Here is a 19,475-nt window from a genome sequence, read left to right as displayed (position 1 = left end):
CTTAGCCTTCGCGTCGGTCAGTTCTTGATCGCAAGTCAAGAGCGGCGGGTGAGCTGAGCGGGGCAGGCGATGGAAACTTCGGCGGACAAGGACAGCCGCACCGCGCCGGTGCGGCGGGACGTGTGGTTCGAGTCCGGGGGCGTGCGGTGCGCGGCGTGGCTGTACGCGCCGGCAACGGAGGGCGGCCCTCGGCCGTTGGTGGTCATGGCGCACGGATTGGGCGCGGTGCGGGAGTGGCGCTTGGACGCGTTCGCGCAGCGGTTTGCCGCGCAGGGGTGGATGGTGCTGGTGTTCGACTACCGGTATCTGGGGGCCAGTGAGGGATCTCCTCGGCAGTTGCTCGACATCGGCGACCAGCTCGACGACTGGCGGGCGGCACTGGCCTACGGCCGCTCCCTGCCGGAGGTCGACCCGGACCGGATCGCGGTGTGGGGGACCTCGTTCGGCGGCGGGCACGTGCTGCGGGTCGCGAGCGAGGACCACGATCTGGCCGCGGTGGTGGCCCAGTGTCCGTTCACCGACGGCCCGGCGTCGTTGCTCTCCCGGTTCCGGGCCGGCCCGGTGAGCATGGTCGGGCTCATCATCGCCGCGCTGCTCGACGTCGCCGGGTCGGTGTTCGGGGCGAAGCCGGTGCTGGCTCCGGTGGTCGGGGTGTGGTGGATGCCCGCCTTCCTGGTGTCGCCGACCGCGATCGCCGCGGCGTCCCAGCTGATCCCGGCGGGGTCTCGGCTCTCGCCTCGCACCGCCGGAGTCCTTGCCCGAATTCCTGCCGTGGGCAAGGGGTTGTCCGCGACCGTCGAGACGGGCGGGCAGCCGTTCCGCCCTGGCGACACCGCTGTCGGCCGCGACACGATCTGGGGTGTCATGAGTGGCCCGGACGCTGGCGGCGACAGCGCCAACGCGATCGCGGCCCGGCTCGCGTTGCGGTTACCGCTGTACCGGCCCGGCAAGGACCTGCGCAAGATCGCCGCGGCGACCCTGGTGTGCGTGTGCGACGACGACCGCGCCGCCCCCGCGCGCACCACGGCCCGCCTCGCGGCCGGGCAGGACCACGTCCAGGTCAACCACTACGACGGTGACCACTTCGACATCTACGTCGGTGACCTGTTCGAGCGGGCCGTCGCAGACCAGATCCGGTTCCTGGCGGACCGGTTCACGGCCGCGGCGATCCGGTAGCCGGCACGGCGGCGATGCCGCGGGCACTGCGGACCAGCGTCTCGACGACGGCGCGATCGCCTGCGGCGTCGGCCGCGTGGGTCAGCATCCCTTCGACGACGAACACCCCGATCCGGGTCATCGCGTCCTGCTCGGTCTCCGGCACGCCCAACGCGGCCAGGTGCCACCGCAGGATCGCCTCCACCTGCGCGTGGAAACCGTCGTGCCAGACCCGCAGTGCCTCCGATGCCGCGACCCTGGCGTGCACCGTCGTGATCAGCCGGTCGACCCGCCGCAACTCGGTGACTGCCCACAGCAACTGCTCGACCGGCGGTTCGGCCGAGCGTTCCGCCACGCCGGCCAGGAACTGCGCGAACAGCGCGTCCAGGACAGCGACCAGTACCTCGTCCTTGTCCTTGAAGTACCAGTAGACGGTGTTGGAGGTGACCCCCGCCTCGCGCCCGATCCGCGTCACCGTCGTGGGGTCGTAGCCGTGGTCCACGAACAACCGGGTGGCCGCGGCGACGATCTCACCGCGCTTCTCTTCCCGGTCCTGCGGGCGTCGGTTACGCGGCATCCCCCACCTGGCCAGATCAGCTTTCGTCGGTCTTCTTCGGTTCCTCGGTCGAGGCGTCCTCCGAAGCGGGCTTTTCCGCCGCCGGAGCCTCGGCCGCCACCTTCGCGTGCTCGGGCTCTTCTTCCGAAGCCTCCTCGGCCGGAGACTCCGCAACCGGCGTCTCGTCCGGACCGGGCGCGTCCTTGCTCCGCAGCGTCTCCGGCAGCTCCCGCGGCCCGCGCTTGCCCGCGAGCACGAAGTACACCACCGCCGCCGCGAACAGCAGGATCGACGTCCACACGTTCACGCGCAGCCCGAGAATGTGGTTCGCGGTGTCGGTCCGCATCATCTCGATCCAGCCGCGGCCAACGGTGTAGCCCGCGACGTACAGCGCGAACGCCCGGCCGTGCCCGAGCTTGAAGCGCCGGTCCGCCCAGACCACCAGCAGCGCGACCAGCAGGTTCCAGATCAGCTCGTACAGGAACGTCGGGTGGACCGGGCTCTCCGGCAGCGGGATGTGCCCCGTCGCGACGCCGTTGAGGAGGTTTTCCGGGTCGTCAGGGTTGAAGCGCTGGTAGACCTCCAGGCCCCACGGCAGGTCCGTGTGCGCGCCGTAGAGCTCCTGGTTGAAGTAGTTGCCGATGCGGCCGATGGCCTGCGCGACGACGATGCCCGGGGCGATCGCGTCCGCCATCGCCGGCAGCGGAATGCCCTTGCGGCGGCACGCGATGAGCGCACCGACCGCGCCGAGGGCGATCGCGCCCCAGATGCCGAGGCCGCCGTCCCAGATCGCGAACGCCTTCCACGGGTTCTTGCCCTCGGTGAAGTACAGCTCGGGGTCGGTGATCACGTGGTACAGCCGGCCGCCGACCAGGCCGAACGGCACGGCGAACACGGCGACGTCGATCACCGTGCCCTTGGTGCCGCCGCGGGCGGCCCAGCGCCGCTCGCCCCACCAGATCGCCACGATGATGCCGGCGATGATGCACAGGGCGTACGCGCGGATCGGGATCGGCCCCAGGTGCCAGACCCCCTGGTCGGGGCTCGGGATCGTCGCGAGGTAGGCGCTCATCACGCGGCCACCGTAGCGCTAGCGGCTCCCGGCATCCACAGCGGCCAGGTAGCCCGCCACCAGCGCGTGCGCCACCTGGACGACGGCCTGGTCGCGCGGGAGGAACTGGTCGTCGTGGAGGCTGGGCACGCCCGCGGTGTCACCGAGGCCGACGAACAGCATCAGGCCGCGGGTCGCGCCGCCGCAGTAGTGGGCGAAGTCGTCCGCGCCGAACGACCGGAACTGGTCGTCGACGACGAAGCCGCCGTGGCTCAGCCAGCGCCGCGCCCCCGCCGCCAGCGCCGGGTCGTTGTCCAGGACCGGCTCGCACGGGCTGATCTCCAGCTCGGCGGTGCAGCCGTGCGCTCGCGCGGTGCCGTGCACGATGTCCGCGAGCGCTTCCAGCGCGTCCTCGCGGTCCTTCGCGCGCATCAGGCGCAGCGAGCCGAACGCGGTCGCGGTGTTCGGGACGACGTTGGCCGCCGTGCCACCCTGGATCCGGCCGATCGAGCAGACCGCGCCGAACACCGGGTCGATCCGGCGCGACGCGAGCTGCTGCAGGCTCACGACCAGCTGGGACAGCGCCAGGATCGGGTCGCGCAGCAGGTGCGGGTAGCCGGCGTGGCCGCCCTGGCCCTGCATCGTGACCTCGAACTCGTCGGTGGACGCGTTGACCGGGCCCGGCACCGCCGCGACGACGCCGTGCGCGATCCGCGGCTGGACGTGCGCGCCGATCACTGCGTCCACCCCGGCCTCGGCGAGCACCCCGGACTCGACGACGTCGAGCGCGCCGGGCGGCGACGTCTCCTCGCGCGGCTGCAGCAGCGCCAGGATCGGCCGCGGGACGCCGACGCGCCGCGCCGCCCGGCAGACGGCGACCAGCGCGGCGAGGTGGACGTCGTGGCCGCACGCGTGCATGAACTCGTTGCCCGACGCCCACGGCACGCCGGTGCCCTCCAGCACCGGGAGGGCGTCGAGCTCGGCTCGCAGCGCCACGGCCGGGCCCTCGCCGCCGGGCAGGGGGATCGCGCGGCCGGTCTTCGCGACGCGGACGCCGTCGCCGGCCCCGAGCGCGGCGACGACCAGCCGCGCGGTGTCCTCTTCGTCGCCGGAACCGCGCGGGTCGGCGTGCACCGCGTGCCGCAGCTCGATCGCGGCGGGCAGCTCCTCCTCGATCGCCCCGGTCCAGGCGTCCCACAGATCACTCACGCGCGCTCCCAGCGGTAGATCCTCTTCGCGTTCTCGTGTCCCACCAAAGCACACAGCCGGACGGCGTCCACTTCGGACATCGCACCGGCGTCGAGCCCGGCGCGCACGAAGTCCGAAAGTCCCTGCCGGAACAGGGCCGTGCCCAGGTGGTAGAGCTCGGCCAGGCCGAACGCGTCGGTGGAGAAGAGGACCTTCCCGAAGGGCGCGATCTCCAGCAGCTCGGCCAGGATCGCCGGCGCGCGGAACCCCGCGTTGTGGGTGGCGAGCCCGACGTCCACGAACACGTGCTCGAAAACCTGCGCCAGATACGCGGCGTTGCGGTGGAACGGGTAGTTGTGCAGCAGGAGGATCGGCACGCCGCGGTCGCGGGTGGCGCGCAGCAGCCCGGTCAGGTGCAGCGGGTCGCAGCGGTGCAGGTCGACGTCGGAGTCGCCGTACCCGACGTGGAACTGCACCGGCAAGCCGAGGTCGAGCCCGGCGAAGACGAGGAACCGGTGCAGCACCTCGTCGGCCAGCCGGCCGCCGCCCGCGGCGAGCCACCGTCCCGCGGCGGCTTCCACCTCGGCCGGCGAAGGCCGCTCCCCCGCCAGTTCCAGGCCGACGCGGTAGGCCGCGATCGACTTGAGCCCGACCGCGGTCTCGGCGCGTTTCCCCAGCTCATCGGTGAAGGCGGCGGCGAACCCTTGAGCCGTGCTGCCGCGGATGACGTGCTCGGCCACCTGTTCCAGCCGGACGATGTCGTGCGCACGGGTGCCCGCCAGCTGCGCGAACTCGCCGGTCGTGGTCAGCGCGTCCGGCAGGAAACCGCCGTCCAGCAGGAAGTCCGTCGTGCCGGTGGCGCGCAGGAAGCGCCGCGCCACCTCGGCCGCGCCCAGCTCGGCTCGGCGGTCGAGGTAGACGTCGGCGGGGGCGTGCGCCGGGAGGTCGAGCACGGGTGCGCAGCGTGCGCGCACCGCGAACCCGATCAGCGAGTCGAAGAGGCTGGTGCCGAGCGCCGACGTCGTGTCCGCCTCGGTCAGCATCGCCTCGAAGTCCGCGCGGGCCACGTCGTGGGTGATGACGCCGTGGCAGTGGTGGTCCACCAGCGGCAGGTCCGCGACGAACGGGAGCAGGTCGGTCATGCGCCTCCGTCCACGGTGGTCAGCCTCTCCCCCACCCTACGAGCGAACCCGGGCGCGGACAGCACCAAGATCACCGCCAGCACCAGCACGGCCCCGGCCACCACGGGGAACCACCGGGCCGGGCCTTCGGTCGGGTACGGCACGACGTTGACGTAGACGGTGTAGCCGAGCACGGCGAGCGCGCCGATCGGGAACACGAGGTGCCACGCCGGCACGCGCATCCGGCGCTTGACGAACAGCAGCAGGATCGCGCCGGCCGTCGTCAGCAGGTAGATCACCAGCAGGATCAACGTCCCGATCGAACCGCTCCACGCGAAGGTGTCCGACGCCGTGGCGCCGAAGAACAGCGCGCACACCAAGATGATCAGGACAGCGGCGCCCGTCACCGCGCTGACCGCCGCCACCGGCGTGCCGCGGGTGGACGTCCGGCCGATGCCGCGGCCGCCGACCGCGTCGCGGCCCAGGGCGTAGAGCAGCCGCGACCCGCCGACGACGCAGGCCAGGCAGCAGCCGAACGCGCTGATCGCGGCCCCGACGCTGATGACGTCACCGACCCACGGGCCCGCGTACCGGCTGCCGAGGTCGCCGAGCAGGGACGGCGAGTCGTGGAACGCCGTCGCGTCCGCGCCGAACGCCATCATCTCGACCGCGGTGACCACGACGAAGTAGACACCGCCGAAGACCGCCGTGCCGAGGATCGCGCGCGGGATGTTGCGCTTCGGGTCGTGGGTCTCCTCGCCGAGCGTCGCGGCGGCTTCGAACCCGGCGAAGGACAGGAAGCCGAAGACCGCGCCGAGGAACACCCCGGACAGCCCGGTTTCCGGGACGAACACGTCCATCGTGAAGCGCGCGCCACCCGGGGCGCCGCCGGCCAGCAGCCGGACCAGGATCACGACCGTGACCAGCAGGATCACCGCGATGGTCGCGCCTTCGACGGCGAGCAGCGTGCTCGTGCCGCGGCGCGCGGGCACCACCGACAGCAGCCAGGCGCCGATCAGCGCCACGGCCGTCAGCACGAACGGCCCCCAGGACGGCGGGTTCGGCCAGATGCCCACCTGCGTCAGGAAGGCCGTGCCGAGCGTGCCCGCGGCCGAGCTCGTGACGACGGCGTAGAACGTGTACGTGCCGAGGAGCCCGATGCCGGAGACGACGCCGGCGCGCGGGCCGAGCGTCGCGCCGACGAACGCGTACACCGATCCCGCGTGCTGGTAGTACTGGCAGAGCTTGACGAAGCCGTAAGCGACCAGCAGCACACCGACCGCGGAGAGCAGGAAGGCGAGTGGGACGGCGCGGCCGGCGGCGGCCGCGGTCTGCTGGGGGTTGATGTTGGCGGCCATGCTGGGCGCCATCAACGCCACCGACAGGCCGACGGCCTGCCAGACGGAGAGGGAGCGGCGCAGCCCTGGACGGGTTTCGACGGTGTCTGACACGATCTCCACCTCTTTCTTGAAGTACCAGTGAACATCGACGGGAGCACGATGAGCCAGCTCGACCGGGCGGAACTCGCACAACAGGGCGCACTGCGGGCAGACGCCCTGCGCGCGGCCGGCGTCGAGCTCGTCGCGCTGACCTTCGTCGACAACAGCGGCATCGCGCGCGTCAAGGCCGTCCCGGTGGACCGGCTGTGGTCGGCGGCGGCGTGGGGCGTCGGCGCGTCGAACTCGTTCGACTTCTTCCTGGCCACCGACGACATCACCGACGGGACGTACTCGCGTGGCCCGGTGGGAGATCTGCGGCTGCACCCGGACCTCGACGCGCTCGTGCCGCTGGCCGCGCAGCCGGGCTGGGCGTGGGCGCCGGTCCGCAAGTACGACACCGAGGGCGAACCGCACCCGCAGGACGCGCGGGCGCTGGCCGCGACCGCGACGGCGCAGGTGGCGGCGCTGGGCTACAACGTGCGGACGGCGTTCGAGATCGAGTGGGTGATCACGGCGGCGGACGCGCCGGACGACCCGCGCTCGGCCACGGCGGGCCCGGCCTACGGCTTCGCGCGGCTGTCCGCGCGGGCGTCGTACTTGCGTGTGCTGGTGTCCACTCTGTCCGCCCAAGGCGTGACGGTGGAGCAGATCCACCCCGAGTACGCGGCCGGGCAGTTCGAGCTGTCGGTGGCGCCGGACGACCCGGTGCGCGCGGCGGACATCGCCGTTCTGACCCGCGAGACGATCCGGATGGTGAGCGAGCAGCACGGGCTGCGGGCGTCCTTCACGCCGAAGTTCTCCCCGGACGGCGTCGGCAACGGCGGGCACGTCCACCTGAGCCTCTGGGACGGCGACCGGAACCTGTGCGCCGGCGGCGCCGGCCGGTTCGGCCTGACGCCGACGGCGGAAGCGTTCGGCGCGGGGATCTTTTCGCGGCTGCCGGCGTTGCTGGCGATCGGTGCGCCGTCGGTGGTCAGCTACCTGCGTCTCGAGCCGCACCACTGGGCCGGCGTGTTTTCGGTGTGGGGACTGGAAAACCGCGAGGCACCGCTGCGGCTGGTCCAAGGCCCGGCCGGCCAGCGCGACCGGGCGGCGAACTTCGAGGTCAAGTGCTTCGACCTGACAGCGAACCCGTACCTGGTGGTGGCGGCGCTGCTGTTCGCGGGCCTGGCCGGGATTTCGGAGTCGTCTTCGTTGCCGGAGCCGGTGGACGTCGACCCGGCGACGCTCCCCTCGGCGGTCCGGCTGCCGACGTCGCTGGCGGACGCGGTGACGGCGTTCGAGGCGGATGCGGTGTTGACGAAGGCGTTCGGCGCGGAGTTCGCGACGACGTTGATGGACGTGCGCCGGGGCGAGATCGCGCAGCTCGGCGAGCTGCCGCCCGACGAGCTGTGCGCCGTGATGCGCTACCTCCATTGAGATCTTTTCACCGGAAACCGTTCGCGCCGAATGTCGCATTCATGCCCGGAAATCATTCTGTGATCGGGCCGTTATCTGTGCTAGCGTCCCGCTCCGGGTGAGGTGAGGAGGCCGAAAGAAGGCACAGTCCATGCCAGACGCTCGTCCCCGCCACCGGCAGAAGCCTTGGAAGCTCAAGGTGGCCGTCGTGGTGGCAGCGGCGTCGCTGGGCGCGGTCGGGATCGCGGTGGCCGCACCGCGCACCCCGGCGCCGCCGCCCGCGACCCCGAACCCCGGCTGCACCCTCAAGGTGCCCGACGACCCGTTGTCCGCCCGTGGCCTCGCCACGCCGTACCAGCTCAGCGCGACCGATCCGCGCCTGGGCGCGTGCCACGAACCGGTGGACGCGCAGGGCGCGTTCGCCGAGGCGACGATCCTCGATCCCGCCACCGGCAAGCTGTCGGTGTACCGCCCGCTCGTCGTCGACGCCGGCCGCGGACCCGCCGCGCCCCCGGTCGTCCCGGCCCTGCCCCGCGGCGCCGTCGTCGGACTGTGGTTCGGCTTCAACGGCGACACGTTGACCCTCGGCGGCAGCCCGGCGGCGCTGCGCGCGGGCCAGTGCGTCAACGGCCTGGGCCGCTCGTTGTTCGGCCAGGTCGCCTTCTGCGGCGCGCAGGCGTTCTTCGACGCAGCCAACCAGGCCGTGCGAGCGGGCAAGCTGCGGATCCCGCCGCTCGGCCGGGCGAAGGACGGCCGGCCGTGCCCGTCGGTGCGCGACTTCTCGCTGGTGGACCAGGACCAGAGCGACAACGTCACCACGACCTACCTCGCGACGCCCGACGGCCGGACGGCCCAGGCCACCACGGCCAACGCCCGCGCGCTCGGGAGGCCCGCGACGCTCGCCAACGGCAGCGACAACCGGCTGCTCGACGTGTTCGTGGACCCGGCGCTGGGCTGCACGCCGTTCACGGCACCGGACCTCACCGACGGCGGCCGGCAAACGACGTCGCTCGCCCTCAACGAGCTGCAGGCCGCGGCCGCGCAGCGGGCACCGGTCGCGCTGGTGCCCCAGGGTGACCCGATGACGCTCATCGACGGGAAACCCAGCCAGGCCAAGGCGAACCTGTACCGCGCGGGGGTCGACCAGCCCGCGCTGGACCGGCGGTCCGCCAGCACCCGGTCCTACTGCCGCAACCTGCGGAACTCCGGGCTGGACCGGCTCACCGCCGACCGGCGGCTGCTGCGGGCGGCGCCGTCCCCGGACGCCGGCGTCGGCCTGCTGAAGTTCCTGACCGACCGGCTCCAGGGTTCGCTGCAGCAGCTGGGCTGCACCCGCCCGGCGGCGTCGGCCCACCCGGACGCGGCCGCCGAACCGGACCCGGCCGATCAGGCGGCGGCGACCGACGCCGTGCGGACGCTGGACACGCTCAAGGACGGCTGAGCGTTCACCCCAGTGCCCCGGCGACCTCCTCGCGCAGCTGTGGCAGCTTGGCGTAGAGGCGGTCGCCGGGGCACTCGGTGTTGTAGAAGTCGCGGTGGCCCTTGATCTCGGCGGCGGAAATGCCGTACTGGCGGCAGATGAAGGCGCAGAAGGTCACGAGGGACGCCCACTGCGCCTCGGGCGGCTCGACGCTGGTGTAGGTGCCTTCGTTCTCGATGCCGATGGCGTTGGTGTTCTGCCCGGGGCAGTGCGCGCCCTGGATCATGGTGGTGCCGCCGAGCAGGGCGTCGAGGCTGCCGTGCCGCCCTTCGAGCCGGTACCCGCCGCGGCTGACGGTGAAGTGCTGCCCGGTGTCGGACCAGCCGTTGTTGTCGATGTGGTCGTGCTGATCGTCCCGGGCGACCTGGAAGGCGTGGGCCAGGGAGTAGTCGGTGCTGTTGGGGCAGGCGATGTGGTGGATCAGGACGCGGTTGGCCGGGTGGTCGAGGGTCGTGAGCGCGTCGGCCGGCGGCCGCGCTCCCCACTCGGCGCATGAGTAGATCCGCGGGGGCGTTGCGGCCCGCGCGGCTTGCGGGAGGAGAAGCCCGGCGGCCCCGGCCGCGACCAGACCGGCGGCGCCGCGGAGGAAGGTGCGCCGCGGGAGGTGTGCGATGTCCATGGGGTCGACCTTCTCGCGGCGCTGTACAGCTTTCGTACAAAGCCGTTCAGAGCTTGAGGATGGCTGTCGTCACTCTTGGCGATGGGCTCGTAGTCGCCGCCTTCCGGTCCTGCACCTCGGTCGACGGCGACACGATCTCCGCGCACCTCGGTGCCATCCGGCAAAAGCAGCATCCCGTCGACGAGTTCGACTCGGTGCAGCAAGGTTTGTTCTTCGGGCAGCGCGAGAACGTCGTCGGCCGTCCAGCCGTCCGGGTCACGCCGGTGTGACAGCCAGCTCTCCCGCGCTGCTGTACAGCTGGATCTTGAACTGGATGTGCTCCCGGTGTTCCTGCAGCCGCGCGATCTGGGACGCCACCCGGGCCTCGTGCTCCCGGAGCACGTCCACCCGCTCCTCGCGCGTTGCCTCACCGGACCGCAGCAGCTCGACGAACCGCAGCATCTCCGCCACCGGCATGCCCGTGTACCGCAAGCACCGCAGCAGCTGCAGGAACTCCACGTCCTGCTCGGTGAAGAACCGGCGCCCGCCGGCCGTTCGGCCCACTTCGTGGAGCAGGCCGATGCGCTCGTAGTACCGCAGCGTGTCGATCGTGAAACCGGTCTTTTCGGTCACCTGGGCCGGGGTGTAAGACGTCACCAACCCAGGGTGGCACCTGGAGTGCACTCCAGGTCAAGCGGTGGCGACCGCCCGGCGCACGCCCTCGGCCAGCTCCGACGACAGCGCCCGGACTCCGGACGCGCCCTCCGCCGCCGCCGTGACCAGGGCCGAACCCACGATCACCGCGTCCGCGAACGACGCCACCTCGGCCGCCTGGTCGCCCGAGCGGACGCCCAGACCCACGCCGATCGGGAGGTCCGTGTGGGCCCGCGTGCGGCGGACCAGCGTCTCCGCTCCCGCGCCGACCTGGTCGCGCGCGCCCGTCACGCCCATCACCGCGGTCGCGTAGATGAACCCCGACGACGCCCCCGCCGTCAAGGCCAGCCGCTCCTCCGACGACGAAGGCGCCACGAGGAAGATCCGGTCCAGACCATGCTCGTCGGAAGCCGTCATCCACGCGCCGGCCTCGTCCGGGATCAGGTCCGGCGTGATCAAGCCGAGCCCGCCCGCCGAAGCGAGGTCACGCGCGAAGCGGTCCACGCCGTAGCGGTTCACCGGGTTCCAGTACGTCATGACGACCGCGCGGCCGCCGCGGGCCGAGATCGACTCGACGACCTCGAACACGTGCTTGAGGCGGAACCCGTTGTCCAGCGCGGTCACCGACGCGGCCTGGATCGTCGGGCCGTCCATCACCGGGTCCGAGTACGGGACGCCGACCTCGATCAGGTCCGCGCCGCCGTCGACGCACGCCGCGATCAGGTCCTTCGAGCCGTCCACCGTGGGAAACCCGGCCGGGAGGTAGCCGACCAGCGCGGCGCGGCCCTCCGCGCGCGTCGTCGCGAAGAGGTCGTCCAGCCCGCTCATCCGTTCACCAGCCCGAACCACTTCGCCGCCGTGTCCATGTCTTTGTCGCCGCGGCCCGACAGGTTGACCACGATCAACCCGGAAGGGCCCAGCTCGCGGCCCAGCACCAGCGCGCCGGCCAGCGCGTGCGCCGACTCGATCGCCGGGATGATGCCCTCGGTGCGGGACAGCAGCTTGAACGCGTCCATCGCCTCGGCGTCGGTGACCGGCCGGTACTCGGCGCGGCCGGTGTCCTTGAGCCACGCGTGCTCCGGGCCGACGCCCGGGTAGTCCAGCCCGGCCGAGATCGAGTGCGACTCGACCGTCTGGCCGTCCTCGTCCTGCAGCAGGTACGTCATCGCGCCGTGCAGGTTGCCCGGGGTGCCCTTGGTGAGCGTCGCGCCGTGGCGGTTGCCCTCGATGCCCTCGCCGCCAGGCTCCAGGCCGACCAGCCGCACGGACGGGTCGTCGTAGAAGCCGGAGAAGATGCCGATCGCGTTCGAGCCGCCGCCGACGCACGCCGCGACGACGTCGGGCAGGCGCCCGGCCTGCTCCAGGATCTGCTCGCGGGCCTCGGTGCCGATGACGTGGTGGAAGTTGCGGACCATCGCCGGGAACGGCGCCGGGCCGGCGGCCGTGCCGAACAGGTAGTGCGTGGTATCGGCGTTGGTCACCCAGTCGCGCAGCGCCTCGTTGATCGCGTCCTTCAGCGTCCGCGACCCGGTCTTGACCGGGATCACCTCGGCGCCGAGCAGCCGCATGCGGGCCACGTTCAGCGCCTGGCGCTCGGTGTCGACCTCGCCCATGTAGACGACGCAGTCGAGGTCGAGCAGCGCGCACGCGGTGGCCGTCGCGACGCCGTGCTGGCCCGCGCCGGTCTCGGCGATCACGCGCTTCTTGCCCATCCGCTTGGTGAGCAGCGCCTGGCCCAGCACGTTGTTGATCTTGTGCGAGCCGGTGTGGTTCAGGTCTTCGCGCTTGAGGAAGACCCGCGCGCCGCCGGCGTGCTCGCCGAAGCGCTTGGCCTCGGTGAGCAGCGACGGACGGCCCGCGTAGTCGCGAAGCAGGCGGTTGAACTCGTTCAGGAACTCCGGGTCGTGGCGGGCCTTGTCGTACTCGGCGGCGACCTCGTCGACGACGCCGATCAGCGCCTCCGGCATGAACCGCCCGCCGTACGGGCCGTAGTAGCCGCGCTCGTCCGGGTCGTGCTTGTCGTGCTCTTCGGTCACCGCGAGGGCCTCGGGCAGGCGGGGTGGGAGCCGGCGGTGACCAGCTTGACCAGGGCGCCCTTCGGATCGCCGGACGCGACGAGCCCTTCGCCGACCAGCACCGCGTCGGCGCCGTGACCGGCGTAGGACATCAGGTCGCCCGGCCCGCGGACGCCCGACTCGGCGACCTTGTAGACGTCCATCGGCAGGCCGGGGGCCAGCCGCGAGAAGACGTCGCGGTCCACCTCGAGGGTGTGCAGGTTGCGCGCGTTGACACCGATGACCTTGGCGCCCGCCTCGAGGGCCTTGTCGGCCTCCTCGGCGTTGTGGATCTCCACCAGCGCGGTCATGCCCAGGGACTCGACGCGGTCGAGCAGCGCGGCGAGCGCGTTCTGCTCCAGCGCGGCGACGATCAGCAGCACCATGTCGGCGCCGTGCAGGCGGGCCTCGTGCACCTGGTAGGGGCTGACGATGAAGTCCTTGCGCAGGATCGGGATGTCGACCGCCGCGCGGACCGCGTCGAGGTCGGCCAGCGAGCCGCCGAACCGGCGCTGCTCGGTGAGCACGCTGATGACGCGCGCGCCGCCGTCTTCGTAGTCCTTCGCCAGCGCGGCCGGGTCGGGGATGTCGGCCAGGTCGCCCTTGGAGGGGCTGCGCCGCTTGACCTCGGCGATGACGCCGATGCCGGACTCGCGCAGCGCGGACATCACGTCGCGGGGCGCCGGGGCGGCCGCCGCGCGGATCTTCAGCTCGTCGAACGGCAGCACGGCCTCGCGTGCCGCGAGGTCCTCGCGCACGCCGGCGACGATGTCTTCGAGCACGGTCACCGGACGCCCCCGCCCGGGTACGCGCTCACGGTTTCCTTCGCAAGGTCGCTCACAAAAACCTTCCCCTTCCCGCCGAAACGATGCTAACCCCCGCATCTGGAGCGCCCGGTTCCGGGTGCGCGCGTTACTCCGAATGCCTCCCCCGGACGTCGGTCGGATCCTCTCCTTCCGACAGCGCTTCCCACAGCTCGGCGTCCGGATCCCGAGCCTTCTTGCGCGTGGCCGGTGCCGCGTACTTGGTGCCCAGCCGCGCCGTCTTCGCCGCGCCCTTGACGGCTGCCAACCCGCCGGCCGCGACGAGAATTCCCCCGAGCACGGCCAGGCCGCGGCCCAGCAGCATCTGCGTGACGGGCAACCCGTCGGCCCAGCCGGAGAACCGCACGCCGGACACGCCGGACCAGACCGCGGCGACGCCCGCCAGCGCCAGCACGACGCCCAGCACGCGCCGCGCCCAGCCGCCGGTCGCGATCACCCCGGCCACGCCGGCCAGGGCCAGCAGGGCCAGCGGCACGAGCGCCGTCGCGCGCTGCTCGCCGGTCTCGCGGTGGAGGACCGTGCCGCGCACGCCGCCGTCGCGGAACTCGGCGAACCACGTCAGCCGTGACGCACCCCACAGCGCGAGCGCGCCCAGCAGGAGCGCGACCACGATCATCCACAGTGGACGCCGGGAGGGCGTGGTCTCCTCAGACATGCGCGGAGTCCGCGGCCGGGTCGAGCGAGCCCGCCGCCACCATCGTCTGCGCAGCGGCGACGGCCGAGAGCACGGTCTTGGCCTTGTTGAGCGACTCGGTGTCCTCGTAGTCCGGCACCGAGTCGGCGACCACCCCGCCGCCCGCCTGGACGTGCGCGATCCCGTCCTTGACCAGCGCGGTGCGGATCGCGATCGCCGTGTCGGCGTCGCCGGCGAAGTCGAGGTAGCCGACCACCCCGCCGTAGAGCGCGCGGCGGACCGGCTCCAGCTCCTCGATCAGCTGCATCGCGCGGACCTTCGGCGCGCCCGAGAGCGTCCCGGCCGGGAAGCACGCGGTGACCGCGTCGAACGCCGTCTTGCCCTCGGCCAGCTCGCCGGTGACGGTCGACACGATGTGCATGACGTGGCTGTAGCGCTCGATCTGGAAGAAGTCGACGACCCGCACGGTGCCCGGCTTGCAGACCTTGCCGAGGTCGTTGCGCCCGAGGTCGACGAGCATCAGGTGCTCGGCGCGCTCCTTCTCGTCGGCCAGGAGGTCCTTGGCCAGCTGGGCGTCCTCCTCCGGGTCGGCGCCGCGCCAGCGCGTGCCCGCGATCGGGTGCGTGGTCGCGCGGCCGTCCCGCACGGTGACGAGGGACTCCGGGCTGGAGCCGACGATGTCGAAGCCTTCGAGCCGCAGCAGGTACATGTACGGGCTCGGGTTGGACGTCCGCAGCACGCGGTAGATGTCGAGCGCGTCGGCCGCGGTCGGGATCTCGAACCGTTGCGACGGCACGATCTGGAACGCTTCGCCGGCCTTGATCGCCTCGACGGCCTTCTCGACGGCCGCGTGGAAGTCTTCCTTGGACCTCTTGCGGACGAACTCCGGCACGGGCCGCTCGAACGCCGCGACGGTGGCCGGCGCGGCCACCTGGAGCTGCTCGGTCATCGCGCTCAGCCGGGCGACGGCGTCGTCGTAGGCCGCGTCCACGCGCTCGGGCGAGTCGTCCCAGTTGACGGCGTTCGCGATGAGCGTGACCGTGCCCTCGTGGTGGTCGAACGCCGCGAGGTCGGTGGCCAGGAGCATGGTCAGCTCGGGGATGTCGAGGTCGCGCTCGGCCAGCTCGGGCAGCTTTTCCAGCCAGCGCACGGAGTCGTAGCCGATGTAGCCGACCATGCCGCCGGTGAGCGGCGGCAAGCCGGGCAGCGGCTCGGTGTGCAACGCTTCGATCGTTTCGCGCAGCACGGTCAGCGGGTTGCCCTCCGACGGCAGGCCGACCGGCGGCGTGCCGGTCCAGACCGCTTCGCCGGCGCGGACGGTCAGCGCGGCCGGGCTGCGGACGCCGATGAACGACCAGCGCGTCCAGGAGGCACCGTTCTCCGCGGACTCGAACAGGAACGTGCCCGGCCGGTCGGCGGCGAGCTTCCGGTAGACCCCGATCGGCGTCTCGCCGTCGGCGAGGACCCGGCGCACGACCGGGATCACCCGGCGGCTCTCGGCGAGGGCGCGGAAGTCTTCGCGGGAGGGACTGACCGAGCCGGGACCGGTGGATGCGCTGACCATGGCCCTCATTGTGCTGCACCCCCCGTTGGGGGTTCTCCTGGACCCTGAATTCAATGATTGTTGAATTCAGGGTGGTCGTGGGTCATGATGGGACCGTGAGCACCACCGACAGCACCGAGCCTACTTCGCGCCGCCGCGGCCGGCGGCCCGCCGGCCAGGACACCCGCACGGCGCTGATCGAGGCGGCCCGGACCGTGTTCGCCGAGAGCGGCTACGACGGCGCGACGGTGCGCGCGATCGCCACCCACGCGGGCGTCGACGCGGCGATGGTCAACCACTGGTTCGGCGGCAAGGAGGGCCTGTTCGCCCAGGCGGTGCTCAAGCTGCCGTTCGACCCCCTGGAACTGCTGGGCGTCCTGCGCGACGGCCCGGACGACGAGCTCGGCGAGCGCATCGTCCGCACTTTCCTCACGCGGTGGGACGCCGCCGGCGGCGGGGTGTTCATCGCGCTCATCCGCAGCGTCAGCGGCAACGAGCAGGCCGGCCACGTGCTGCGCGACTTCTTCCAGAAGTTCTTCACCGCGCTGATCTCGTCGATCGGCTCGGACGACGTGGCGCTGCGGATGACGCTCTGCGCGTCCCAGATGGTCGGCATGGGCATGATCCGGTACGTGGCGAAGTTCGAGCCGTTCGCCACCGCGGAGGTCGAGGCCCTGGTGCGCGCGGTGGCGCCGAACCTGCAGCGCTACCTCACCGGCGACATCGGCTGATCCCGCGGCCCGGCCGCGAGCACCGGGACGCACTGCGGCCCCGGCTTGTCCGGCCCGTACGGGAACAGGACCACCATCTGCCGTCCCCAGCCGGCGATCCAGGCTCGGCGGCGGGCCAGGTCGCCCGGGCGGTGCAGTGATGGGGCGCAGCGCAGCTCGATGCCGCTGCCGTCGCGGTAGCCGACCTCGATCCGAGGCCCGCGCCGGACGCGGGGCACGACCGTCACCGTCGCGATCCGCCACCCCGTCTCCGCGACCGCGCGGGCCCGGCGCCACCAGCCCCACGCCGCGCTCGCCGCCAGCGGGAGCACGAGGAAACCGGCCACCAGAGCCGTGACGGCGAACCCTTCGACGACCTGGCTTCCGTTCGCCTCGGCGGTCGTGCGGACGTGCGCCGGGTCGGCCGGGTCGTAGACCACGGTCACCGCCTCGCCCGCGTGGTACTCGCGCCCGGAACCGCGGACGATCTCCTCGGTCCAGGACGCACCCGGCGTGTGGTAACGCACCCAGAACGTCGGCGCGCCCCGGGCCTGCTCCTCGACCGACAGCACCGTGCCCTCGGTGTGGACGCCGGTGGCCAGGAGGTCCGCCGCCGCGCGGTCGGCGGCGATCACGGTGGCGAGGCCGCCCGTGAACAACACGGCCCAGGCGCCCGCGATCGCCGTGGCCGCCAGCGCGGTCCGGCGCAGGCGTGCGGTCTGGGCGCCGAGGTCGACGCGGCCTTCGCCGTGGGAACCGTCGCGCCCGGGCAGCCAGGCGCCGAAGTCCGGCACGCTGTCGCGCAGCCGCACGTCGGGTGCGCGCAGGCGATGGGCGCCGAACGCGGCGAGCGCCAGGGAACCGGTCAGGATGACGGCCTCACCGAGGAGTTCGCCGTCGGCGAAGGCGTAGTCCGGAGTCAGCAGCGAGTACGCCGTGCCCGCGCCGAAGAACAGGAAAACGAGCACCGCGGCGACGATCAGGGCAAGCCACCCCGCACGCCCCTTCACCGGTGACCCCCGCCTTCGGTGCGCCGGGTCGTCGCGAACGCGGGGACCGCGTACGGACCCGGGCGGCGGGGGCCGTTCGGGAACAGGACGACCATCCGCCGGCCCCAGCCGCCCACCCACGCGAGCCGGTCGGTGAAGTCCGCCAGCGCGTTGGCCCCGTGCGTCGAAGACACGGCCCGCAGCCGGATCCCGGTGCCCTCGCGGTAGCGGACGTGGATTTCCGGCGGCACCCGCCTCGGCGAGCGGCCGTGGTAGGAGATGACGCGCACGATGTCGACGGTCGCGTTCCGCCACCCGGTGGCCGCGACCGCTCGGGCCCGGCGCCACCAGCCCACCGCGGCCAGTGCGGCGACCGGCGTCCCGAGCGAGCCGGCCACGATCGAGACGATCCCGAGGTCGACGGCGAACTCGTTCTCGTTCTCCTCGGACGAGGTGCGCACCCGGTCCGGGTCGGCGCGGTCGGCGATCACGGTGACCTGCTCGCCGACGTGGTACGGGTGCTTCGAGTCGCGGACGACCGTCGCGGTCCGCGTGCCGTAGCGCACCCGGAACGTCATCCCGTCCCGGCTGTGGTTCTGCACGGACACGACTTCGCCGGGGATCCGGGCGCCGGTCGCGAGGAGCTCGTCGGCGGCCCGGTCGAGCAGGACCAAGCCGGCGCTCCCGCCTCCGACCAGCGCCACCCAGACGAGGACGAGCAAAGACGCGCGACGCGCGATCCGGCGCAGCCGCACGGTTTCGGCCGCGAAGTCGATCCGGCGGTCGTGGTCGTGCCCCGTCGGCGGCGGCAGCCAGCCCGCGAAACCGTCCTCGCCCGCGGCGGCGCGGTTGCGAGCCGACACCCGCCGGCGCCGGACACCCAGTACCACGCAGCCGGACACCGCGACGAACGCGACGACGAGGACCGGAACCATCTCGTGAGCCGCCACCACCTCCGCGGAAACGGAAAAGACGGCCACCACGGCCGCCGGGAGGGCGAACCACACCCACCGCCGCCGGACGAAACCGCCGAAGGGATCCATCAGCCGAGCTTAGGAGCTCGTGAGCCGCGGTGATGCTGCGAGAAAAGGCACAGGGGGCGAAGGCAACCGGACGGCCGCGTCGAACGTGCAAGTGAGCAGGCGATCGTCACCCGGATGCCGGACGGAATGGCGCTTTCTCGCATTTCGTGGACACCGTTCGCACATTCGGGGAATCGACGAGATTCGTATTATCGGCTCATGAAGCCAACGTCTTCGGGGCCTGCCGCGCGCACTCTCGCCGCTTCACTGCGTGAAGAACGCGAAGCACGCAACGTCGGTCTGCGCGCGCTCGCCGATGAGCTGGGGATCCTGCCGCAGCTGTTGTCGGCGTGGGAAAAGGGGCAACGCCTGCCGAGCGTCGAGGACGTGTCGGCGATTCTCGCGCTGCTCGGTATCCGCGGGGAGAAGCGCGACCGGATCCGGACTCTCGCCCGCCACGCCCGCGAACCCAACTGGCTGGCGTCCAGCATCGATCCACCCTTCGCGCTTACCACGCGATTAGAGCTCGAACGGACCGCCACCGCCATCACCATGTGGTCACCGTTGATCGTTCCTGGGCTGCTGCAGACCCCGGACTACATCCGGTCGATCATGGATAATTCCCTGGTACCGATCGAGCAAGCCGACGAGCGGCTGCGAGTCAGGTTGGCTCGGCAGAGGATTCTCACCCGCGCCGACCCGGTCCGATTCACCGCACTGCTCGGCGAACGTTCGCTTCAGGAGAACTTCGGCGATCCCGGGATCATGTCCGACCAGATCGATCACCTGGTGGCGATGTCCGCGCGCAGGAACATCAGCCTGCGCATCGTACCCGCCGGGATCGGCTACCACCCTGGCCTGATCGGGCCCTTCGACATCTACGAGTTTCCCGGCTCACCGCCAATCGCTTCGGTCGAACATGTCTACTCGACGGCTTTCCTCCACGAGGACACGCAGATCTCCGGACACCATCAGGTTGCTAAACTTCTTCGCAAGGTAGCTCTGAGCGAAGAGGCATCCCAGGCTTTGCTTCGGGAGGCCGCCCAGTGACCGGAGGCG

General features: G+C 72.0%; 20 protein-coding genes. 6 read left to right on the top strand and 14 right to left on the bottom strand.

Annotated elements, in window-relative coordinates; genetic code table 11:
• The first annotated feature begins 69 nt into the window (after positions 1-69).
• Positions 70-1,176, top strand: coding sequence for an alpha/beta hydrolase (locus ACZ7OH_RS40125; protein WP_470285684.1), 1,107 nt, complete (start codon positions 70-72; stop codon positions 1,174-1,176).
• Here the strand turns inward: ACZ7OH_RS40125 and ACZ7OH_RS40120 are convergent.
• The 5 genes from ACZ7OH_RS40120 to ACZ7OH_RS40100 are packed head-to-tail and all read right to left on the bottom strand — an operon-like array spanning position 1,154 to position 6,522.
• Positions 1,154-1,732, bottom strand: a complete 579-nt coding sequence (locus ACZ7OH_RS40120; protein ID WP_470285683.1) for a TetR/AcrR family transcriptional regulator — start codon at positions 1,730-1,732, stop codon at positions 1,154-1,156. The two genes, ACZ7OH_RS40125 and ACZ7OH_RS40120, sit on opposite strands and share 23 nt — an antisense overlap.
• Before the next feature lie 16 nt (positions 1,733-1,748).
• Positions 1,749-2,783, bottom strand: a complete 1,035-nt coding sequence (gene lgt, locus ACZ7OH_RS40115; protein ID WP_470285682.1) for a prolipoprotein diacylglyceryl transferase — start codon at positions 2,781-2,783, stop codon at positions 1,749-1,751.
• Positions 2,784-2,801: 18 nt separating this feature from the next.
• On the bottom strand, positions 2,802-3,971 hold the full coding sequence (locus ACZ7OH_RS40110; protein WP_470285681.1) for a M20 metallopeptidase family protein: 1,170 nt from the start codon (positions 3,969-3,971) through the stop codon (positions 2,802-2,804).
• Complete coding sequence (locus ACZ7OH_RS40105) at positions 3,968-5,092, bottom strand: amidohydrolase family protein (protein ID WP_470285680.1); 1,125 nt, start codon at positions 5,090-5,092, stop codon at positions 3,968-3,970. Before ACZ7OH_RS40105 ends, ACZ7OH_RS40110 begins: the two co-directional genes overlap by 4 nt.
• On the bottom strand, positions 5,089-6,522 hold the full coding sequence (locus tag ACZ7OH_RS40100; RefSeq protein WP_470285679.1) for an APC family permease: 1,434 nt from the start codon (positions 6,520-6,522) through the stop codon (positions 5,089-5,091). The genes ACZ7OH_RS40105 and ACZ7OH_RS40100 overlap by 4 nt, the downstream gene beginning before the upstream one ends.
• A gap of 48 nt (positions 6,523-6,570) precedes the next feature.
• Between ACZ7OH_RS40100 and ACZ7OH_RS40095 the strand changes: the two genes are divergently transcribed.
• The gene (locus ACZ7OH_RS40095; RefSeq protein WP_470285678.1) at positions 6,571-7,929 is read left to right on the top strand and encodes a type I glutamate--ammonia ligase; all 1,359 of its coding nucleotides are present in this window, start codon (positions 6,571-6,573) and stop codon (positions 7,927-7,929) included.
• Positions 7,930-8,059: 130 nt separating this feature from the next.
• Positions 8,060-9,349 carry a hypothetical protein gene (locus ACZ7OH_RS40090; protein ID WP_470285677.1) on the top strand — a complete coding sequence of 430 codons (1,290 nt, stop codon included), beginning with the start codon at positions 8,060-8,062 and terminating at the stop codon, positions 9,347-9,349.
• Positions 9,350-9,353: 4 nt separating this feature from the next.
• On the opposite strand, the gene ACZ7OH_RS40085 is transcribed toward ACZ7OH_RS40090, so the two are convergent.
• Positions 9,354-10,007: a peptidoglycan recognition protein family protein gene (locus tag ACZ7OH_RS40085; protein WP_470285676.1), complete on the bottom strand. Its 654-nt coding sequence runs from the start codon at positions 10,005-10,007 to the stop codon at positions 9,354-9,356.
• 59 nt (positions 10,008-10,066) lie between these two features.
• Between ACZ7OH_RS40085 and ACZ7OH_RS40080 the strand changes: the two genes are divergently transcribed.
• Positions 10,067-10,276: a hypothetical protein gene (locus ACZ7OH_RS40080; protein ID WP_470285675.1), complete on the top strand. Its 210-nt coding sequence runs from the start codon at positions 10,067-10,069 to the stop codon at positions 10,274-10,276.
• On the opposite strand, the gene ACZ7OH_RS40075 is transcribed toward ACZ7OH_RS40080, so the two are convergent.
• From ACZ7OH_RS40075 to ACZ7OH_RS40050, 6 genes are all read right to left on the bottom strand, one after another.
• On the bottom strand, positions 10,263-10,643 hold the full coding sequence (locus ACZ7OH_RS40075; RefSeq protein ID WP_470285674.1) for a MerR family transcriptional regulator: 381 nt from the start codon (positions 10,641-10,643) through the stop codon (positions 10,263-10,265). The two genes, ACZ7OH_RS40080 and ACZ7OH_RS40075, sit on opposite strands and share 14 nt — an antisense overlap.
• Positions 10,644-10,676: 33 nt before the next feature.
• Positions 10,677-11,468 (bottom strand): tryptophan synthase subunit alpha, encoded by a 792-nt coding sequence (trpA, locus tag ACZ7OH_RS40070; RefSeq protein ID WP_470285673.1) that lies wholly within the window; start codon positions 11,466-11,468, stop codon positions 10,677-10,679.
• Complete coding sequence (gene trpB / locus ACZ7OH_RS40065) at positions 11,465-12,676, bottom strand: tryptophan synthase subunit beta (protein WP_470285672.1); 1,212 nt, start codon at positions 12,674-12,676, stop codon at positions 11,465-11,467. The genes trpA and trpB overlap by 4 nt, the downstream gene beginning before the upstream one ends.
• Entirely contained in the window at positions 12,673-13,482 is an 810-nt protein-coding gene (gene trpC / locus ACZ7OH_RS40060; protein ID WP_400889019.1) for an indole-3-glycerol phosphate synthase TrpC, read from the bottom strand. The genes trpB and trpC overlap by 4 nt, the downstream gene beginning before the upstream one ends.
• Before the next feature lie 124 nt (positions 13,483-13,606).
• Complete coding sequence (locus ACZ7OH_RS40055) at positions 13,607-14,134, bottom strand: Trp biosynthesis-associated membrane protein (RefSeq protein ID WP_470285765.1); 528 nt, start codon at positions 14,132-14,134, stop codon at positions 13,607-13,609.
• Positions 14,135-14,165: 31 nt separating this feature from the next.
• Positions 14,166-15,716, bottom strand: a complete 1,551-nt coding sequence (locus tag ACZ7OH_RS40050) for an anthranilate synthase component I (protein ID WP_470285671.1) — start codon at positions 15,714-15,716, stop codon at positions 14,166-14,168.
• A gap of 95 nt (positions 15,717-15,811) precedes the next feature.
• Between ACZ7OH_RS40050 and ACZ7OH_RS40045 the strand changes: the two genes are divergently transcribed.
• Positions 15,812-16,426, top strand: coding sequence for a TetR/AcrR family transcriptional regulator (locus tag ACZ7OH_RS40045; protein WP_470285670.1), 615 nt, complete (start codon positions 15,812-15,814; stop codon positions 16,424-16,426).
• On the opposite strand, the gene ACZ7OH_RS40040 is transcribed toward ACZ7OH_RS40045, so the two are convergent.
• Both ACZ7OH_RS40040 and ACZ7OH_RS40035 read right to left on the bottom strand, forming a co-directional pair.
• Positions 16,402-17,415, bottom strand: a complete 1,014-nt coding sequence (locus ACZ7OH_RS40040; RefSeq protein WP_470285669.1) for a DUF3592 domain-containing protein — start codon at positions 17,413-17,415, stop codon at positions 16,402-16,404. The two genes, ACZ7OH_RS40045 and ACZ7OH_RS40040, sit on opposite strands and share 25 nt — an antisense overlap.
• Positions 17,412-18,437, bottom strand: coding sequence for a DUF3592 domain-containing protein (locus tag ACZ7OH_RS40035; RefSeq protein ID WP_470285668.1), 1,026 nt, complete (start codon positions 18,435-18,437; stop codon positions 17,412-17,414). The genes ACZ7OH_RS40040 and ACZ7OH_RS40035 overlap by 4 nt, the downstream gene beginning before the upstream one ends.
• Before the next feature lie 198 nt (positions 18,438-18,635).
• Between ACZ7OH_RS40035 and ACZ7OH_RS40030 the strand changes: the two genes are divergently transcribed.
• A complete protein-coding gene (locus ACZ7OH_RS40030; protein ID WP_470285667.1) occupies positions 18,636-19,466 on the top strand; it encodes a helix-turn-helix domain-containing protein in 831 nt (276 codons plus the stop codon).
• Positions 19,467-19,475 lie beyond the last annotated feature (9 nt).

It is taken from the genome of Amycolatopsis sp. NPDC114478 (assembly GCF_055633805.1).
This window is presented reverse-complemented; position numbering and strand designations above follow the sequence as displayed.